Source organism: Maribacter sp. 6B07 (genome assembly GCF_002700155.1).
Lineage (GTDB): Bacteria > Bacteroidota > Bacteroidia > Flavobacteriales > Flavobacteriaceae > Maribacter > Maribacter dokdonensis.
Window position 1 is genome coordinate 207,200 of record NZ_PDUT01000002.1, and the last position, 20,054, is coordinate 227,253.

Annotated in this window: 18 protein-coding genes; 4 read left to right on the top strand and 14 right to left on the bottom strand. The window is 33.3% G+C overall.

All coding sequences use genetic code 11. The annotated features are described in order from the left end of the window. Window positions 1-56 precede the first annotated feature (56 nt). From CSC80_RS10595 to CSC80_RS10655, 14 genes are all read right to left on the bottom strand, one after another. Entirely contained in the window at window positions 57-1,034 is a 978-nt protein-coding gene (locus CSC80_RS10595) for a HipA domain-containing protein (protein WP_180268604.1), read from the bottom strand. Next, window positions 1,035-1,364: a HipA N-terminal domain-containing protein gene (locus CSC80_RS19465; RefSeq protein ID WP_180268605.1), complete on the bottom strand. Its 330-nt coding sequence runs from the start codon at window positions 1,362-1,364 to the stop codon at window positions 1,035-1,037. Beyond that, complete coding sequence (locus tag CSC80_RS10600) at window positions 1,361-1,579, bottom strand: helix-turn-helix transcriptional regulator (protein WP_099191704.1); 219 nt, start codon at window positions 1,577-1,579, stop codon at window positions 1,361-1,363. The genes CSC80_RS19465 and CSC80_RS10600 overlap by 4 nt, the downstream gene beginning before the upstream one ends. Window positions 1,580-2,043: 464 nt before the next feature. Beyond that, entirely contained in the window at window positions 2,044-2,409 is a 366-nt protein-coding gene (locus tag CSC80_RS10610) for a hypothetical protein (protein WP_099191708.1), read from the bottom strand. 118 nt (window positions 2,410-2,527) lie between these two features. Continuing rightward, window positions 2,528-2,902, bottom strand: a complete 375-nt coding sequence (locus CSC80_RS10615) for a hypothetical protein (protein WP_099191710.1) — start codon at window positions 2,900-2,902, stop codon at window positions 2,528-2,530. A 32-nt stretch (window positions 2,903-2,934) separates the two neighbouring features. Further along, window positions 2,935-3,306, bottom strand: coding sequence for a DUF6232 family protein (locus tag CSC80_RS10620; protein WP_099191712.1), 372 nt, complete (start codon window positions 3,304-3,306; stop codon window positions 2,935-2,937). A 278-nt stretch (window positions 3,307-3,584) separates the two neighbouring features. Next, a complete protein-coding gene (locus CSC80_RS10625; protein ID WP_099191714.1) occupies window positions 3,585-4,949 on the bottom strand; it encodes a hypothetical protein in 1,365 nt (454 codons plus the stop codon). A gap of 16 nt (window positions 4,950-4,965) precedes the next feature. Further along, complete coding sequence (locus CSC80_RS10630; protein WP_099191716.1) at window positions 4,966-6,780, bottom strand: P-loop NTPase fold protein; 1,815 nt, start codon at window positions 6,778-6,780, stop codon at window positions 4,966-4,968. 114 nt (window positions 6,781-6,894) lie between these two features. Then, entirely contained in the window at window positions 6,895-7,047 is a 153-nt protein-coding gene (locus tag CSC80_RS19470) for a hypothetical protein (RefSeq protein ID WP_180268607.1), read from the bottom strand. Window positions 7,048-7,120: 73 nt separating this feature from the next. Next, entirely contained in the window at window positions 7,121-10,150 is a 3,030-nt protein-coding gene (locus CSC80_RS10635; RefSeq protein WP_236973374.1) for a type I restriction endonuclease subunit R, read from the bottom strand. Continuing rightward, window positions 10,147-11,388 (bottom strand): restriction endonuclease subunit S, encoded by a 1,242-nt coding sequence (locus tag CSC80_RS10640; protein WP_099191720.1) that lies wholly within the window; start codon window positions 11,386-11,388, stop codon window positions 10,147-10,149. The genes CSC80_RS10635 and CSC80_RS10640 overlap by 4 nt, the downstream gene beginning before the upstream one ends. Further along, a complete protein-coding gene (locus tag CSC80_RS10645; RefSeq protein ID WP_099191722.1) occupies window positions 11,388-13,127 on the bottom strand; it encodes an AAA family ATPase in 1,740 nt (579 codons plus the stop codon). Before CSC80_RS10645 ends, CSC80_RS10640 begins: the two co-directional genes overlap by 1 nt. 90 nt (window positions 13,128-13,217) lie before the next feature. Beyond that, on the bottom strand, window positions 13,218-14,795 hold the full coding sequence (locus CSC80_RS10650) for a class I SAM-dependent DNA methyltransferase (RefSeq protein WP_099191724.1): 1,578 nt from the start codon (window positions 14,793-14,795) through the stop codon (window positions 13,218-13,220). 291 nt (window positions 14,796-15,086) lie between these two features. Next, on the bottom strand, window positions 15,087-15,320 hold the full coding sequence (locus CSC80_RS10655; protein ID WP_099191726.1) for a hypothetical protein: 234 nt from the start codon (window positions 15,318-15,320) through the stop codon (window positions 15,087-15,089). Between the two features lie 372 nt (window positions 15,321-15,692). Here CSC80_RS10655 and CSC80_RS10660 point away from each other — a divergent pair, with 372 nt between their 5' ends. From CSC80_RS10660 to CSC80_RS10675, 4 genes are all read left to right on the top strand, one after another. Further along, complete coding sequence (locus tag CSC80_RS10660) at window positions 15,693-16,469, top strand: helix-turn-helix transcriptional regulator (RefSeq protein WP_099191728.1); 777 nt, start codon at window positions 15,693-15,695, stop codon at window positions 16,467-16,469. 240 nt (window positions 16,470-16,709) lie between these two features. Continuing rightward, the gene (locus tag CSC80_RS10665) at window positions 16,710-17,168 is read left to right on the top strand and encodes a hypothetical protein (protein WP_099191730.1); all 459 of its coding nucleotides are present in this window, start codon (window positions 16,710-16,712) and stop codon (window positions 17,166-17,168) included. Window positions 17,169-17,180: 12 nt separating this feature from the next. Then, complete coding sequence (locus CSC80_RS10670; protein WP_099191732.1) at window positions 17,181-18,887, top strand: hypothetical protein; 1,707 nt, start codon at window positions 17,181-17,183, stop codon at window positions 18,885-18,887. 42 nt (window positions 18,888-18,929) lie between these two features. Continuing rightward, window positions 18,930-20,051: a hypothetical protein gene (locus CSC80_RS10675; protein WP_143751738.1), complete on the top strand. Its 1,122-nt coding sequence runs from the start codon at window positions 18,930-18,932 to the stop codon at window positions 20,049-20,051. Window positions 20,052-20,054 lie beyond the last annotated feature (3 nt).

The window sequence follows — 20,054 nt, forward strand, 5'->3', positions numbered from 1 at the left end:
TGGTGGTATATACATTGACTTTCATTGTTGATAACTATAAAACGTTATCTAATGTTTTAGGGTCTAAGTAGTTTTTTAAGTCTTGTTTGATAAGCTTGAGCATAGTTTCTTTTAGTTTTCTCATCAAGATATGAAAGTTCAATTAAGGCCAGGACTTTATCTTCATGAGAGGTAATTTCTTTAAATATTTTGGTACTTTGTTTTGCTGAAATACCTGCAAGTTCTGCAAGTTTTGAAAATTGCTCTGTAACTTTCCCTGTTGTCTTATTTAGTGGTAAAAGCCTATCTTCTAAAGCGAAATCTCTATCCTCAATATGAATCCTGCTATTCAATAAATCATATGCCGGACTCAGTTTAAAATCTCCCATAGATGTTTCTATTAAAGAGAAATTCTTAAAATGGGCATCACCGTTAGAGATGATATAATTGAAAAGGATTAATCTAAATAGTTTTAATGCTTCTATTGTATAAGCAGGAACATATTGTTTTAAAAGGTCGAACATTTCTAAATAGTTACCTGTATATTTAAAATCTGTTCCATGGGTTTGTGGTGTCCTTTTGGTTAATGTTGCAAAATCTTCTACAGCTAATTTTGTTCCGTCTTCATTTAGATCAAAACGTTTAGTTATATAAGCTGGGTTTCCATTTTGAAAAAAAACTAAACCATTTTCAGCTGTTTCAATTCCAAAAACTTGTCTTGCTATTTGCATGCTCAGATGTTCATTTGCAGGCATCTGTTCAGTTCGGCTTCCCACATTGGGAATAGGTTTTAAAATGTACTGACCTTGTTCTCCTTCATTTATCAAGCGTAGTTTGTTCTTTTCTAGTAGTACAGAGAATTTTTCTTGCACACCAGAAATGGACAATCGCTTTTTGTTTTCTTTGAAAAGTTCTTCGGTAATGGCATTTGATACTGGTGATTCATAAGGTAGGGTAGGGCTTACCTTTCTTCCATTGAATAAACGATTTAAAGCAGTCTTGCTGTATGTATCAAGTCCTTTCTTTAAAGTGCTTGGACAGTTGTTTATAATCATTTAATTAAGTTTTATTTCTTTAACCTGTATAGCTCCAATGGTATCATATTTCGCTGTAGTTAATAATAGACCAAAATAGTCTTCAGGATCAATACGTAATTCAAAACAAATATTTTGTTTGTTTGATCCTTCAGGTAACATATTATAAAAAAAAGGAAATAGATATTCTGAATGATATTCTTGTTGATTTTTAGGTAGCGTAAGACTAATAGCTGGTTTGTCATTTGACCGAAACCATACGTCTAGATATCTGAATTTGAAGGTTCCATCATTAAGTTGAGTTAATCTGCCAGCTTCTTCTTTCTTGTACAATATCAATGCTTGTCTCATTCTTCAGATGTTGTTGGTTTTATTTGGAATGTCAATTCCATACCCAAGGCATTACCTAACTTATTCAAAGTTTCTGCTGTTGGGTTACCTTTCCCACTTTCAAACTGTTTAAGCGTACGTAAACCAACTCCTGAAAGATCTGCTAATGTTTCTTGAGTTACATTTAGTATTTCTCTGCGTTCTTTTATACTATTTATTAGACTTTCAAAGTGCATTATATGGCTCTTTTTTATGTAAATATAGTTATATATTTCAGTTCAATAACAAATAGTGCTTTAAAATGCACTATTTAGTGTTTTAGAGCTTGTTTATTTAAAATAATTATTTAAAGTGCATTATAGTACACTTTATTTAGAATTGAAAGAATTAAATAAATTCTATTTTTAGGTTATCAATTTAGGGTTTGAATTCTTCTCTTCAGAAAAACCCGGTAAATTCCATCTAAATCTTTTACTGTGATGGCTAAGCAGTCCAAATCAGGATCATCTTCATATCCTTTAAACACTTCTTGAATGCGCTTGAACTCAATTTCAGATACACAGATAATTGAAAATGATTCAATACAGACGGTTTCAAAAAATATTGCAAAATTTACAAGTTTAGGTTCTTCATCCTTCTTATTGCATGAAAATACAATGGTTGATATTAGTAAAACTATTGTGAGTTTTTTGAGCATCGTTTATTTAGGCTTATTTAAATCAGGAAATTTTACTACTTCATTTTTCAATGGACTTTTCTCTTTAAAAGGATTGTAAACATCAGTTTTCCAACCGCTATCGGTCTTTATTAATCTTATTGTAGTATTTAAATCTCTACCATCGTTAAGACTTATCCACGCCACGTTATCAATAATGGTATCTGCACGTACTTTTATATTCTCTGTCATTAATTCATCTTTATTGGCACTATTAAATAAATCCGTTTCAACCTCAAATTCTTTATAAGCCTTGTCTGTGCTAACGGTTCTAAATAAATCTAAATCACCTTGAAGCATAAACAAGTTTTGACACTTCAATATGATTTTTTTGGTTAATAGCTTCTCCATCTTTACAGCTAGTAAAAAAAATACTTGTAATTCCGATAAATATTAAAATTGCTTTTTTCATGATTATTCTTTTAATAAAAATTTTAATGACACTATTTATTCTTTTTATAAACTTTAATTAATCTAAGTTTAGGTCTTTCCTCCATCTATTGTAATTTTCTTTTGAAATCTCCAAATCATATGCTCGTTCAGCAAATAAAGTATTAGCAACTTTAATATAAATTTCAAGCAGTGATCTTTTTTTAATTTTCAGAGTATTAAGTTCCTTGTCGATTTTTTGAAATTCAGATTTATATTTTAAATATGATTCCTCGTGGTTAGAAAAGAAATTAGTTTTTTTTGCATTTAGTTTATTCTCAAATTTTCTAGCCTCTCTTTCCTTTATAGGTATTTGAGACCAGATATTTTTAATTGAATCTTCTAATAGATTAAAAAGCTCAAATGACTCATAAAAATTAAATTCATAATTATAAATATTGTCAGTTTTATGCATTTTAGTATCCTTTAATTGAACTTTATCTTAATCTAGCCCCTGTGTATAATAGCCTCATTTATTGCATGTATTATGGATTGAATATAATCTCTATTTTTTGAGCTCAATGCATTACTATTTCCCGAATTACTAGATATTATCATGACATACTCATTTCTGGCATTAAGCAAAATTATAATTGCAATTCCAAGGGCTGCAATGCCTATCCAATAATCTTTTAAGTATAATCCTATCAACGCAAAAATGAACATAATTGTAGATGTAATTTTGAGGAATAACTTCGAATTTTCGGATATGTCAACAGAGGAAATATTTCTCATTGCATATGTCTTTCCATAGGCCACTATTCTTGATTGAGTTACTAGGACATTAGCGTCTTGATAAAATGTTTTTTCAATTTCCATTTTGTAATCCTTTAATTGAACTTTATAATTTACGACATGGTGTCTTTACTCATCCTATATTTTGAACTTAAGGTGTTAAAATATCAATAGCTCTTACCTCTCCTTCAGCTAGGCAAACAGGTCCATTTTGACCTGGTATTTCTATATACCCGTCATCACAAGGTAGCGAGTCAGTTTCGCAACCCAATAGGGGTGGGATAAGCCCAATGAGACTTTGTTTTTGTTAACTTTATTCCATTTTATTCTTCTATGTCGGAATTGACTAAGTCTTATAGTAGTTAACTATTTCTACTATACCAAGGGACCCATTGGACTCCTAAGCACTTATTCTTATATCGACCATCATAATCTAAAATTTTTAATAAAGCTAAGTCGATATACATTATTGCTAGTCTTAAGGCTTGGAATCTTGCATATGGACCAATTTTACGAATTTTATCCCTATTCTTTTCATGAGCATGAACTAAAGCATTTCTAACATAAACAATAGATTCAGGACCGTCATTTATGGCCTGTCCTTTCATTATATCTGTTAATTCCTTGAGTTCACTTGGTATGTCCTTAGTTACCATACATGATGATAATATTAATCTTATTTTGTTCGAAGCACTTAAATTACGAGAGTCACTACCTTTAATCAATCCGTTAAGTTCCACTAGCCACCAGTTAAAAATTAACTCTAATGTCGATTGTGCCATTATTAGTCTTGTATCTGAAGAAAGTTCAGGCGAATTTCCTTCACAATACCATTTAATAGAAAAAATCAAAAATTCCTTTGCTTTTTTCTGAGTCCATAAATACCAAAATTTCCACCATATTTTTTCGATTTGTTCGCTTTTTAAGTCATCAAGTGCCCATGAATGGGAGCTTTGGTATGATTCATTTACATGTCTTGTATATTTATTGAATACTATTTCATTATTCAATTTACCCTCTAGAAACAAGCTTCCAACACGCCTACCATTTATAAATGAAAGAAACGTGTTTAAGGCAAGACAAATTTCTTCAGTACGTTCATACGAAACGGGCTTTTTAAATTCAATTTTTCCATTATAAAGAAGTATGTAACCTCCTGAAGAAAATAATTTTTTTCGAAGAGTTTTATAGTCTTTTCGTTGGTCTATGATGATATTAAATTCTTTGCATGAAAATGATATTCGACCAGATATTCTAGTGATGCCTTTTTCCGTATTTAATTGAAATGCATTACCCCAAAAAGGTTTAAGGTTAGGTATTGCGAATCCAATTTCGTCTATTTCTGGATTTATTTCACCTATAGTTACTGCATCTTTGAAAACACCTGTTATTTCAGTTTCCGTTTTATTACTAGATTTTTCTTCATTAGTTATTATAACCTCTCCTATCAACCGATCACCAATGAAAATACTTGGAGAGTAATTTTGTTTCACAATACTTATGTTATCAAAAAAGGAGATACTACATGTGCCTTTAAATTTTATTGACATCGAGGGAATCCAATTAAAATAAATTTCACCTAAGACATCAACTTTATCACCATTATTTTGAAGTATAAAATTCCCCTTATGAATTAAAACGGGCTCGTTTGGCTCAGACATTAATACTCTATTTTCAATTCCAAAAGGAATATTTATAGGGGCTGAACTTGATTCTTGATTTTCCATGTTAATGTTGCCTTATCTACGTTAACTTTTCACAAATCTCTTTCGTCTTGGCTGATAACTCTTTTAATAGAAACTCATTAATAGTATACTCATCTTTATCATCTAGTTTTTCAATTAATAAATCATTAAACGGGATAAGAAATAAAGCGTCTTCACTTAGAAATTCTTTTACATTTGTGAAGTTGTATTTGTCTTCTAGGTTTATAGTAAACTTATTAAGAACTTCATTTGTAGTCAGGGTAAGCGTTTTCAGTAATTCACTAGGTTGTAAATTTTGAAAGAGGTCTTTTCTTAATTTATCGCCTTTAAATATTTCATCAATTTCCTCTTCATTGTTTTCTTTTAAAGCCAATAATAAAAAATTCACTTTTTCATGTATTTTTTCGGCTTCAATTTCATCATGGGTATCTTTAACTAAGTTATAAATCACAGGATTGTCATCCTCTTTTTTAAACCTGAAAATCGAATCGTATAATTTCTTATTAGTTTCTTTTCGCTGTTTGGATATTTCTATTCCTTTTATCACAGCTAATTGAATTTCTTCCTTAGATTGAGGAATTAATTTATTTTCGGAAAAGTATTTAAGAAATGCAGAAATCTGTAGGTAATCATAGATTGAATATTTTCCTTCTTGAGTATATTGGTATACATTGGTAAATAAACTTTTAAATTCATCACTTGATAAATGCCTGAAAGAATAATTAATTAGTTTTCTAAAAGCAATAGTTTCTTCGGGTATTACTTCAGGGTATCTAGATTTTAATTCCTCATGGAGTTTCTCTTTGTCTAAGTAACCAGTTAGTATGTAAGCATATATTGAAGTATAGAAAAAGTAATCGTTAATTTTTTCAACTAAATATCTAAGATAAAATTCCTCTATCTCGTCTATCTCTTTGGGCTCCTGTTCAGTTGCATTGAATAAATGTAGATTATTATCTGCTGGTCTTTCAAAGTTGAATACAACATAAGTCCAATTTAAAGCGTCTAATCCTTTATAATCTTTATAGTCATTTGAAGTCAGATTACCGGTCTTAAACTCAATCGTAAATATCAGGGTGAACATTACTACTTCTTTAATGTAATCATCAAAATCTTTAATAATAGGATACAAACCATTCAATAATTCAAGGTAAAACGAAACCTTCCTCAAATTATCTTCTTGATAGTTTTCCAAAAGTTCTAGGATGAAGCTTTTCTGTCCATTCAAGAAATTATAGAAACCACTATTAGAGGTTTCGTACTTTTTAAAGAGAAATGGAAGTGTTTTGGAAAGATTATTTTTATAAGTCAGAACTCTACCAATGACTTTTTCTTTTATGTTGTTGTAATTATCATCTTCATCGATTTTAGATTCGTCAGACAGAATCATTACTTTTAAATTTTTATGTTCAACATAATTATTAATGAAACCTAAGATTTCTGCTTTTGAGATTAAGCATCGTTCTAAATCATCAAAACAGACTACATAGGTGCTTAATCTTTCGGAATCAATTTCGATTTCCTTTAAAATGTCATTTATATTTACATTCCCAAATGCACTTGAAAGAGTTGCTATTAAAGACTTTCCAATGCTACCTTTTTTTGAGTCTAATATGTTTAAGTAAGGAACTATTTTTATTAAAAATTGATATTTTAAATCCTCAATTTTATTTACTCCATTCAAGGATAAATAGACACTCTTAAAACCATTTTCAGTACACTTTGCTGCTAGGTTGTTTTTCCAAAAATAGGTTTTGCCACTACCCCATGACCCGTTGATTAGTAGAGCGTGATTAGTATTTGGTGTTTTCAAATAGTTTCCAAAAGTTTCTTCTATATATTTGCTATCCATCCTTTAATTAAACTTTACGAATTACGACATAGCATGTCAATTCATCCTTTGTTTGAACTTTTAAGTTCATTTTAGTTAGCCGACAGTATGTCCTAACTCATCCTTTTATTTAGGTTATTTACAACTTTCTGTTGTATTATACCATCCTGTTCCACCTGCTCTACATTGGTGCCAAGTTCCTCCAATACATTTTCTTTCTCCAGGTGTGCATGCGGTTTTTAAAAATTCTTTTTCTTGTTCTGTGTAATTAGGTTTCATTTCAGACATAACTATTCTTATTTAGATTATCCTTTAATTATACTATTCAAATTCCGACATGGTGTCCTAATCAATGATTTTTCTATCCTAACAACGGCCATTCACCATATTGTCCTTCTGCTTGTTCTATGACTTCTTTTAAAAGCTTATCTAATTCTGAGAAAGGTACTTTTCCTCGTAGTTCTTTTTTAACGGCTAAACGTATGGCTGCTCTTGCATTTTCTTTTTTTGTCCAATCTAGCTGAAGGTTTTTCTTGACGGAAGCTACTACGGTATGGACCAAATCTTGTACTGGACCAGCTTCATTTAAGATGGCTCTATTTGCAGATAGTAAATCGTAAAACGCGAGTTCATCTTCGGTAAGCCCCAGTTCTTTGGTTCGCTTATCATCTTCCTTCATCTCATTCGCAATGTCTAGCAAGTGCTTTATTGCTGCAATGGAATCTAAACTGTTCTTATGGTATTTGCCTAATACCTTTTCAAGTTCATCTTTAAGCTTTCTACCTTTTTTAATGTTTTTGCTCATACGTACTTTCAATTCGTCATTGATAATACGGCGTAACAATTCTATTTTAATATTTTCTCCTCCCTTGTCTTTTACAATGGCTTGGAAAGAATCATCTACAATAGAAATATCAATCTTATCTAAATTGTACATGGCAGCTAAATCTACAATAGCTTGTGATTCCAATGACTTGCTAATAAGGTCTTTTATTCGGTCATTTTTGGTGCGCTGAGCACCTGGAGGAGATTTTATCTTTCGTATCTGTTCCCTGAACTTTTGAATAATAGCTACATCTTCTTGAATCTCCCAAATCCGTTCATCTGAATTGGTCATAGCCATCAATTCGCTCAACTTACGTTCTTCTTTTAGATAACCTTCGGTTGTAGCATCATCTTTTAGCAATTCATTTAGGACACTGGTTGTCCACTTCATTTTCTCTGTTGCCGGCATCTCATTAATGTCATCCAATTCAAAACCGCCTAATAGGGATTTAACGATACTTAGCTGTTCTAAACATAATTCTACTGCAGCATCTAAATCTAAGGTGGGTTTTCCTGCACCACCGCTACCGGTATATTTTTTTGTGGCTTCTGCCAAAAAGCCTGATATGCCAATAAAATCAACTACCAATCCATTCGGTTTTCCCTCAAAAACACGATTGACACGTGCAATGGCTTGCATCAAATTATGACCTTTCATAATCTTGTCTACATACATGGTATGGGCACACGGCGCATCAAAACCGGTTAACCACATATCTCTCACAATTACCATTTTCAAAGGGTCTTCAGGATTCTTGAATCTTGACTTTACCGCTTCCATAGCATCTTTGGTCCGCATATGTGCATTCCAACTCACTGGGTCTTTCCCTGGGCTACTGGTCATGATTACTGCAATTTCTGGACAATCTTCTAAAGCCGTCAAAGCATCGTACATTTTAACGCAATTACGGCGGCTCATACAAACTACCATAGCTTTGCCATCTAAAGTTTTAGTACGTGCTGTAAAGTGTTTTAAAATATCTTTAGCTACAGTCTTTACCCGGTCTTCTGAACCTGCAGCATCTTCAACAGCTGCCCAAACTCCTACGGTAGTGTCTTCTGCTTGTTCTTCAACTTCTTCTAGTTCTTGGGTGTATTTTGCTTTTATATTAAGCGGTACCATTTTTGGCTCGTAGTAGATGGGTACCGTGGCACCATCTTCAACGGCTTGTTTAATATCGTATGTGTGAATTGTGGGACCAAAAACTTGTTCTGTATCGGCATCTTTGCCATCTACGGGTGTACCGGTAAAACCAATAAAGGAAGCATTAGGTAATGCTCGGCGAATGTTTTGGGCAAAGCCACCACTTTCAAAACCGTATTGGGTACGGTGCGCTTCATCTGCCATAACAATTAAATTATAGCGTTCACTTAGAATTGGGTGTACCCGTTCTTTTAATTGAATTTCATCACGATCACTTCGGCTCCGCTCAGTATCCGTTTTTAGGCGAAACTTCTCAATAGTCGTGAAAATAACACCACCACCATCAGAGCTTAATAATCTTCTTAGGTCGTCGGTACTTTCGGCATGCTGAACATCACCTACCAAATCTTTAGCAAGCACAAAATTGTCATGCAATTGCTGGTCTAAATCTGAGCGGTCTACTTGAATAACAATTGTTGGATTCTTCAATTCTGGTCGCTGGCGTAGAATACCGGTTAATATTGCCATACTGATGCTCTTACCGGAACCCTGAGTATGCCAAATGACACCTAAACGCCCATCTCCATTTGGTTTTATATTCTTTAGGCTACTTTCTACGGCACGGCTAATACCCCAATATTGATGGTATTTTGCGCCTTTCTTTATAATCTTGCCATTGTGGTCTTCATGAAAGATGAAATGTTGCAAATAATCTAATAGCGTCTTTTTTGGGAATAGCCCATGCAATAACGTTTCTAATTGCAATTCTGCTTTTTGCTCGGTGTCATCTCCATCTAAACTTTTCCAAGGGGCGAACCATTCTAAGGCGGATGAATACATACCGTGTAAAGCCTCCAGACCGTCTGATGCTATACAAATGGCATTATAATCGAATAACTGAGGAATATCCAACACATAGTTGTGTAGTTGCCTATGCGCATTTTCAACCCCTACGGTGGAGTCAAACGGATTTTTAAATTCAAAGACAATAAGCGGCAAGCCATTAATAAAAATAATAAGGTCTGTACGCCGGCTGTTTTTACCTACAATACTGACTTCGTCTGAAACTACAAAACTATTGTTTTCTGAATGTGCATAATCTATAGGGTATAAGTGTTTTGCCTTTTCATTGCCTTGTGCATCTTTCCAAGCGATATCTATACCTTGGGTTAGTTTTCTGTGAAAATCTTGATTACGGTAAGCGACCTCCATACCCTCGTGTTGGGTAAATTGACCAAAAGCTTCATTACGTGCCGTTTCTGGAACGCTGGGGTAGGTGGTTTTTAGAAATTTTTTTAATTCATTTTCTAGCACTACTTTTTTAAGGTCACGTTCTAGGGCATTACCGGCTATATGTGTATAGCCTAAATCTTGTAACCACGCTACCGCAGCATTTTGAGCGGTATGTTCGTTTAAGCTCATAATGCAGCAGTTATTTCTTCCTCAAATTCTTTTAGGCGGACTTCTCCAGAAATGAGTTTGGGGAGTAAAGTGTCTCGTAGGTGGGAGAGGGTTTTGACTTCTTTCATATTATAGTTAATTTGACTATAGATAGGCTTAACAATTTCATTGAATTTTAACGTTTCCAAAAGAATTGGAACTTGAACTTGAAATTTGAGCAAATCTGTTTTCTTAAGATGAGGAATTGTGGTGCCCACAGATTTGTTTCGAATTTCATTTTGAACTCTGGTTGAGCGCAGATAGCAGAATAGATAGTAATTAGTAATGATGTTTTCATTCACCCTCAAAGCGACCATGTCTTGAGCGATACAGAAATCTATTGGGTCAGGAACTAGGTTCACGGAACCTGGTAGACCCTTATTTATAAATATAATATCACCTGGAATAGGATGAGCACGAAACCAGTTCGCATATGTTTTTTGATTGATATATCGAATAGTGTCGTAGGAAGGGAAAATCCACTTATTCTTAACGCAATTTGTAGCAATAAGAGGTATGCCAGAATCTGATACAGGGGCTGTTTTACCTCTATTGTCAACTATAAATGATATTGTATCTTTCAAACTCTTTACCTCCCAACCTTCAGGAATTTTACCCAATTCAGAGTCAATAAACTTACCATCTTCAAACGGAATAAAATCTACAAACCAATGATTGAAAAGTGCCATAGCCATGTCTTCCAGCGTTTTGTTCATGGCAAGGTTGTTTTCTATTTTGTCGTCTAGCGCAGAGAGAATACTGGCGATGGCTTTTTGTTCGGGGAGGGGTGGGAATTTATAAATTATTTGTTGTAAACTATTCCAATCAGCTCTAGGCATCTTAGTTCCAGAACTCGTTTCTGTTGCTCTATCAGTAAAGCCTTGGGTTTTGATTAGCTGATAGAGAAAGTCTTGTCTAACAATATCTTCATTTATAGTTTTAAATATCAGAATATCTGTAGAGCAAATACCCGCAAAATTGGGTCGATATGCTTTTTTAAAATACGGTCGTATTTTTCCATAAAGAATATCACCGGAGCTAAATTTGTACTTATTACTAACAACGTCTTTTGCATTACCTAATCCTTCTAGTAAGAACGTTCCTTGACCAATATGTTCTAATCCTATATAATCTTCATTATTAAAATTTTTAGGATTAATAGAGTCCTTTCGTAAGTCACAAATATCTCCTAGCTTATATGTTTTCCAATTTTTGGGCATTATTTTAATTTTAATACTCTTTGATTGATTTGCATAAGTATGTTCTTTAAATCTTTATAAAAACCAACGTTTGAGTCATAAGGGAACATCTGTGTGAATTTCCGTAGGATAGCTATTTTGTTAATGCCATTTGGTGAAAACTCTCTAAAGTGTGGATTTATAATATCTAAAATTGGTATTGAATATTTGGTAACTACAATTGGCTGAAATGGCTTCAACCAATCAATTGTATCAACTTGTTCCTCATAATAAGAATTGTATGCTTCAACATACTTTTGGGGTAGTAGCATATCTTCAATTGTTCGTTCAGCCCCATCTTTTTTTATTTCATCAAGTGTTAAATGGTCCCAATTATTTTTAGTAGTAATATGAGTTTTAAATTTTGGCTTAGATATTTCTTTAAGTGCAGCTTTATCAGAATCTAATAACACTACCCCTTTTAAATCTAAACTATTTAAATATCTAACTGATGGAATGATTTCGGTAGCGCTATCAGCACTATAAATATGAACCCAAGTTAAATCATTTAACCCTTCATCTTCATGTATGATATAATGAAGGATATATTTATCGGCATTTCCTTCAACCACCAAATTAATATCATTAACTAAAAAAGAATCATTAAGCATTAGTCCTAATTCTTTTCTAAGAACTTGATATTTGTTTGTATAGGTTTTGGTCAATATCTCAGTACCTTTTTTCTCATCTTTAATAGCAAGAATAAGATTATCAGGCTTTTTTCTGTACGCTAAAAATGGATTGTGGGTTGTATATACTATTTGTTCATCTTTTACTATTTGTTCGAAAATTTGGATCAAATCTCTTGCGCCTTCTGGATGTAATGAAGTTCCAGGTTCATCTAAAAGAAATAGGTTGTTTTGTGTACTGACTGTATTTAAGTAGGTTTTATTTATTAAAAAAGCAAAGAAATATTGAAAGCCAAAACTTCGTTCAGATAATTTATATGAGCGTTTAGAAGAATCAAGGAATTTTACTAAAAATTTATTACCTACGTACTTAACTTCTACCCTAAGAGAAATATCTTGTTTATAATTTCTTTGTAAAAGTGCGGTTAGTTTTTCACCAATGGTGAAAAGCTTATCATCTAGTTTTTCTATTTGCGAAATATTTAGTGAACTTATTTTTTCCACTCCACCTATAGCAAACATTCTTCGAAAAGATACATTTGAAGTGGTTTTTGTGTTTAATTCTTCAAAAGTAATTGGAGATAAGGTTAGATTGTCAGTTGTAAATAATTCTATAAACGGAATTAATTTCTGTAATTTTTCTTTTATATCGACTATCTGTTGAACAGCATAATTTGCGGCAAAGTCATATGACTTATTATTTCCCGCTACTAATTCCAATGATGTATCTTCTATTTTACTTCCTTTTATAGATAGTCTTAACCATTTATAATTTATTGGAGTTTTTGGTATTGCTTTTTGTTTCTCATCAAATTGTATTGGGAAAATTTCAAAAATTTCCTTGTTGTCTTCCTCATTCAATAAAAAATAACCTATTATTAGCGGGTATTGATCTTTGTCATACCTTTTTGAACTCTTATTTGTATGTTCAATTTTCAGTTTATATTTAGAGTGATTTAAAAAACTAATTGCTTCTAAAATAGCAGATTTACCAGATTCATTTTTTCCTACAATACATGTTAAATCATGTAATGTTAGATTTAATTTTTTTATTGATTTAAAGTCTTCTATAACTACTCTTTCTAAAATCATATTAACCTTTTAAATAAGCTTTTCAATTTTTGTTCAATTATTTATGGTGTTCAGTGTACATGAACAGTTGTTATTAATGAACAATATGGTTTAAAACCTTTCAAAATTCTTTAAAATTTGCTTTTTCAAATTCTCTCCTTTTTCAAACTGTTTTAACAAAGTAGCTTTCAGCGTCTCCATTTTCTCTTCAAAGGGAATACCATCATCTTCTTCCACTTCGGTACCAACATAAATACCTGGTGTAAGTTTGTAATCTTGTTTTTGAATCTCTTCTAAAGTTGCTGCCTTGCAAAAACCGTTAACGTCTTCATAGGTTTTGCCAACAGTTCTCCAGTCATGGTAGGTGTCCGCAATTTTATCAATATCGGCATCCTCAAAAACCCGAAGTTTACGGCTTGCCATCGTGCCCATTTTAGCAGCATCAATGAATAAAACTTCTTTCATCCGCTCGCGGTGTTCTCCATCTTTACCATCCCGGTTTTTGCTTAGAATAAACAAACAGGCAGGTATACCGGTGGTTAAAAACAGCTTATCCGGCATACGAACAATACAATCAATCATGCCTTCATCAACCATATACTGGCGCACATTCTTTTCTCCCTTGGTATTAGAGGTCATGGCTCCATTGGCCATGACGATACCCGCAGTACCCGTGTCGCTAAGATGGTGCCAAAAAGTTTGCATCCACATGTAATTGGCACTACCGTCTGTGGTAAACTCTTCTCTTGGTCCAAAAAGTCTTGGGTCTTTTTCAGAAAGATCTTCAGGGTGCCAATTACTAACATTAAAGGGTGGGTTGGCAATAACATAATCTGCCTTAAGACTAGGGAACTTATCATCTAACAATGAGTTACCTAATTTGATGTTAAAAGATAGGTCTCGTAATAAAAGATTCATTAGACACAAACGCAGTGTTTGTGACGTCATTTCTTGTCCGTAAATAGAAATGTCGCTTTTATTACCGCCGTGTTCTTTTATGAACTTTAAACTTTGTACAAACATACCGCCACTACCACAAGCAGGGTCAAAGATTCTACCTTTGTAAGGCTCTAAAATCTCAACCAATAAACGAACAATACTACCAGGTGTAAAGAATTGACCGGCACCAGAACCCTCTGCCATAGCAAAACGACCAATGTAGTATTCATAGATACGACCTAAAATATCACTTTCTGGGTTTTCCTTTTCAGAGAACTTAGGGTGAGATAATAGGTTAATTATACCTCCAGTTTGTTTTGCCGATAATTCGCTTTTAACAAATATTCTAGGTAACAAGTTATTTAGTTGCGGGTTATAAGCTGATAATAATTCTTGAATGACATCAAAAGCATCATCAATAATAACTTTAATATTGTCTTGTTCCGCATTATCCTTGAAATACTGCCATGAGGCTGTTTCTGGAATCATAAATGTATTTCGCGAACGAAATTCATCTGGATCAGATAACACGTATTTCTTCTCATCTTCATCTGTCGTAAAATAAGATGATGATGGCTCATTAAGTTCATTGGAAAGTTCTTCTTGAACTACTTCAAAACGTTCACTTAAATGTTTTAAAAAGACAAGTGGTAAAATGTAGTTTTTGTAGTTGTTTTCAGAGACTGCACCACGAAGTTCGTTGGCGGCGTCCCATAACTCTTTTTCAAAATCAATATCTGCTTTTGCCATATTGGGTATGCGCTAAATTTTTAGGGGGAGTAAATTAAATACCAAAATAAGAAAACCATCCTTAATTAGCGTAGGAAAATTCAAGTCTTACCTGTTTTGTCTGTAGAAAATTAAGTAGAATTTTTAATGTGATCTTACGGTAAACCGTAAGAGTATATAACAATGAGTGGGGATTTTATTGTTATGTTTTGAAAATGAGTATTTTATATAATTCTATAGTTATATAATTATATAGAACTTTGAGGTATTTAGTTGGTGATACTTGGTTTTAAAGAAATTTTATAGCATCGGTTACAGAAGTTTTTCTATTTCATGAACTCTTTTTCCGATTCGATGTTTTATTTCTTCTTCATGTTTTTTAAAAAAGCTATGAATCATATTATCCAAAACCTTTCTTCTGCTAATTTGCATAAAATTAGCTAATAACCCAATTCTGTTATTAGATAATTCGCTTAAACTTTGATTTGTAATTCCGCTAAAATCTGTGTTTGGATGCTTCTGGCAAAGTTTTTTCTCTAACCCCATATATGTAAAATAAAAAAGCGCGGAACTGAACCTGTTAGCACCGAAGGTATCGCCAGACACCCTAACACCACACAAGAACAGCCCACGCCAGAGCGTGGGCATTTGTCTTGATTGTAGTGTTTATTAAAACTGGCGATTATATCGGTACTAAATCAAAAGCAAAATGCTTTTATATTTTATTTCAAGTTATGTTCCGTATCTTATAATTAATATTTTATTCAAAGTTAACATAAATTGGTAAGTGTATTTTAAAGTTAGAAAAGAAGAGTGAGAGATGAGTGAAAGAATGTAATACATTGTCAATTTTGCTCTTGAATAGTTAGGAATTTGTATATTTATTTAGCATTAAATACCACATATCTAGCTTGTTATATGGATTCCGGGAAAGAATTATTAGATAAGATAATCAGTTTTAGTAAGTCCAGTATATCTGAAAAAGATACAGTATATGGTGCAGAATACTTAAACAGTTTACTGGCAAATATATATTCTCCAGGACCTTCATTTCAATATGTCATAGATTTAAACACTAAGAGTTTTGATTTTGTGAGTGATAGTGTAGGTGATATTTTTGGTTTTAGTTCTGAATCTTTTAGTTTGGAGGACTATGTCAATCTTGTTCTTCAAGATAGTTTCGATTATGTTTATAATTGTGAAAAAATAGCCGCTTATTTTCTTTTTAAATTTATTAAAGGCTCTGAAATCCCCTATTATAAGGTTTCTTATCAGATTAGCATGTTAGATAGATTCAGAAGACCTACATTGTTTTTAAGGCAATCTATAGCCTTATCTTGTGATGAGAATTATAAAATATCTAAAGTCTTTACCAACCAGTCTAGAATTGACCATATTACAAAAGTCAACAACGGAAAAATCTCCTTCATAGACGTAAGGGGTATCAAGTCTTATTATGATATATCTAATATTTCTGATTTGACAAAACCTGTTCAGTTTAAAAAAACACATTCTCAAAGAGAAATTCAAATTATCAAATTGATTGCTGAGGGTTATTCGTCCAAAGAAATAGCCAAACTATTATTTATTTCCTACAATACCGTTAGAACGCATAGAAATAACATACTTCGAAATTCAGATTGTTCATCAATGGCTGAAGTAATCTCGAATTGTATTAAGCAAGGGCAATTGTAAATACGCATTTTGCAGTATTGCTTTCTGTCAAAATCTTTACAACCTTTCCTACATAATATTAATGGGTCTTGAGAAAGCGACATTTTTTCGAACGTACTTTTTCAGATTAACAAGTCAACTTAGAATATTTGATTGAATGTCTAATGGTGGATTAATGCAATAAGGCTAAGTCATCAAAATATTCTCGTATAGTTTATTTGAAATAAGAGATTTAAAGCGCAAATAATTAAAATTAAAACAATGACAGACATTAAACTTGAAAGCGATTTTGTAGCTGTGGAAGGCAGTTTAAAAATTTTGGGACCGGATTTAAAAATATCTGCTGAAAACAGAAAAGTTAGTAGTAATAGGCAAACCTATCGTAGGGCACTTGTACATGGCAACGGTGATCGGTTAATTGTAAATTTCCACGATGATTATCTTGGTGTCGAAATCAACGGGAGAAGGAATGAAGGGATTCAACTAAATGGAAACGTTTCAGTTAATGGAACTGATATATTGGATATTATCAACGATCTTCAAGAAGCTGTTGGCAACCTTATGGAAAATCAAGAAACTTTGGCCGAACGCATCAAAGAGCTTGAAATAAAAGCTGGGCTACGACCAACAAAACAATTAGAAAGTTGGATTACGGCCAATAGAAAATTATTGACCAAAACAAAAATTAGAATACCTACAATCGATATTACCAGATCTTAAGATAATTTAATTATGGAGAGTATTAGATTAGTACTTGTTGATTACTTGGGAATAGTGGTATCGGGAAGTTTGAGAAATCGTTTTTTTAGGCCGCCTATAGGTTTTCAAGGTGTTCTGAGTTTTCGTTCTCATATCGAATATGTACTAGAAAATGGGGTTTTGCCCCATCCATTTATGAGCCTACATACTACCAATATGCATGAAAATGGTAGCGCAACTGATGTAACTGGACAAGCAGGACCTACCGCTAGATCTCGGTTAATAGATCAAACTTACTTGACATATATAGATGAGGAAGGATCTGGTCGATTAGGCATGTTACCTACATTGGGATATAGGAGTGATGGTAAAATAGTAGCCATAGGTGCAAAGGCTTCTAGCTCAACAGAGATAGCCGTTACTGAAATTAAAATAAATGGTTGGAAAGAATATAGTGTTTTATTAATTAATCCAGATACACTACAAATAGAGCAAAGTGTTCCTCTTCCTAGGCAAGAGGCAAATACATCATCTATTTCAACTGTCGCCGCGGTTTTAACAGGTACGCTTTCTGCTTTTTATCAAATAGCCGATGCCATTTGGGGTTGGGACGAACATAAATTGTATGAAGATAGTAGTGGAGGGGCTTATTTTACCTTAGACAATCAGGATCGGGCTATTATTCCAATTGCAGGTCATGAAATATGGATAGTACGTTTTCGGACATCTACAAGCCCTGAGATTACAATAATTCCTATTCCAGATTTAAGTAGTACAGATGGATTACATTCAGTATCTCTTTGCTGGATGTATGAAGATCATTATTGGTTTACCACAAGGGAAGGTATAATAGGTGTAGTTACGATAACGGGTGATGTAGTTAATAGATATAATATAAGATTATCTTCTGGTGGTGCAATTGATGAGAAGATAAATAATTCTATTGCAGTATGTGCGGATGGTATGTTCGTTGTAAGTTCATATGCATTATACAGATTTGATTATAGACCAGATATTGACAATCGATTTTTCATATGGAGGACTGAATATGATCGAGGTACAGTGCGAAAATGTGGGCAATTACCACCTCCAGGCTCTGGAACTACTCCAACACTTTTAGGGGAACGCTTTGTAGCCATTTGCGATAACTCTTGGAATATGAACGCGCATGTTTTTGACAGGCTAACAGGTAGAACGACTTCGGTAACCCGTATTTTTCAGACCCCAGCAGAAGGTGGAAATACTCCTGATGGGGAAACTGCCTGCGACAATTCAATAGTAGCCTTTAAATTTAAATTGTTTATTGGAAACACATATTGTTATAGAGATCCATTCTCGCCAAATCCTACGGGAGGACTTTCAAGAATTGATATCAATCCTATTAATGGTAGTGCAACTAGAAATTGGACTAGACCTGATATAACCATTTGGAGTGCAGTTCCTAAATATTCAACTCAGACCAATTTGTTATATATCTACGCACGTGAAAATATTAATGATGATGAATGGTGGCATGTAAAAGGAATTGATGATCAAGGAGTTATTCAAGTGTCCATACCTATTCACGAACAGGAAATGGTCAACGGTATAGAAATAGGACTAATTTTTAGGAGGGAGAAAGTAGATAGATATGATAATGGTTGGGGCCCTATGTATATAGGGTTGGATACTTGGGGGCAGCCATCAATTATGCTAGGTATGACGCAAGGATTGTACAGATTGCGTTTTAGTGGAGCATAACTCAGAAATTTTAGATAATAATATAAATCAAAAAATATGGCTATGAGAGATAGTTTTAGAGAAATAGCGCAGTTTATGGACTCAGTGGTAACCCCTACTGGATTAAGAGAGCTTATTGATATCCATAGGTGGCATCCTGAGTATCCAGAGGAGGAAAAAAGTTTTCGCGTAATACACAATCGACATAATAGCGGTCTGAGTGTAGAACAAAGTTTTTTATTTCTTAATACCTATTTAATGGATGTTAAGGGTGCTACAGGTTTGATAGATACCTTTTTTAATACTAGCAAACCGGCCGTAAATGATAGAGCAGTTAAAATTGGTGAATTAGTAAGAGATAATTATGACATTGCTCTCTTAACAGAAATATTTGAAGATAACATTAAAGATAAAGTTCTTAACGTATGGTCAGCTAGGAATAAGCCTTTTGTGATTGAAGACTCAAAATGGTCAACTCAAAAATCTAGTGGTTTAGTTAATATTGTTAATGTTTCGCTTAATAGACCTCGTATTATTTTATATCACGAAAAACTAATTCATAATTTTGACGCTGAGTCCAGCTTATGGGAGGATGGTCTAGCGGCTAAAGGAATAATGATGTCGCGGATAGGTGTAGAATCTACGGAAGCAAGTATAGAATTATATAATACACATCTTGACGCCAGTGACGCAAGTGTACGCACTGCTCAAGTTGCAGAGATAGTTCAATTTATTATCGACACCCATAAAGAGGAGAATGTTGTGATACTAGCTGGCGACTTTAACATAGGGTCAAGGACAGATGAATATATAAACCTTATAACTTCCTTAGAAAGTTTGGGTTTAAAGGATATTTGGGCGGAAAGAAATAGAACACCTGGATATACGACTCTTCCGGGTGACGATGATATAATTGTTGGTAATCAAGTTTGTCAAAGAGATGATGATAATTCTCAATTTTGTGATGATTTCAACGTCCCTTCATTGGACAGTTATTTAGACTCGAGGAGAATTGATTATATTTTCATAAGCAATCCAAGTTCATCTCATGCCTTTGATATAGATTACACTAGACCCAGACGTATAAGGCATAAAAGAAGAAGTGATGCGCCTGATTTAGATAAAATAACTTTCTTATCAGATCATTTTGGATTAACTACTACGTTACAAATAGTTCCAAGATAAGAC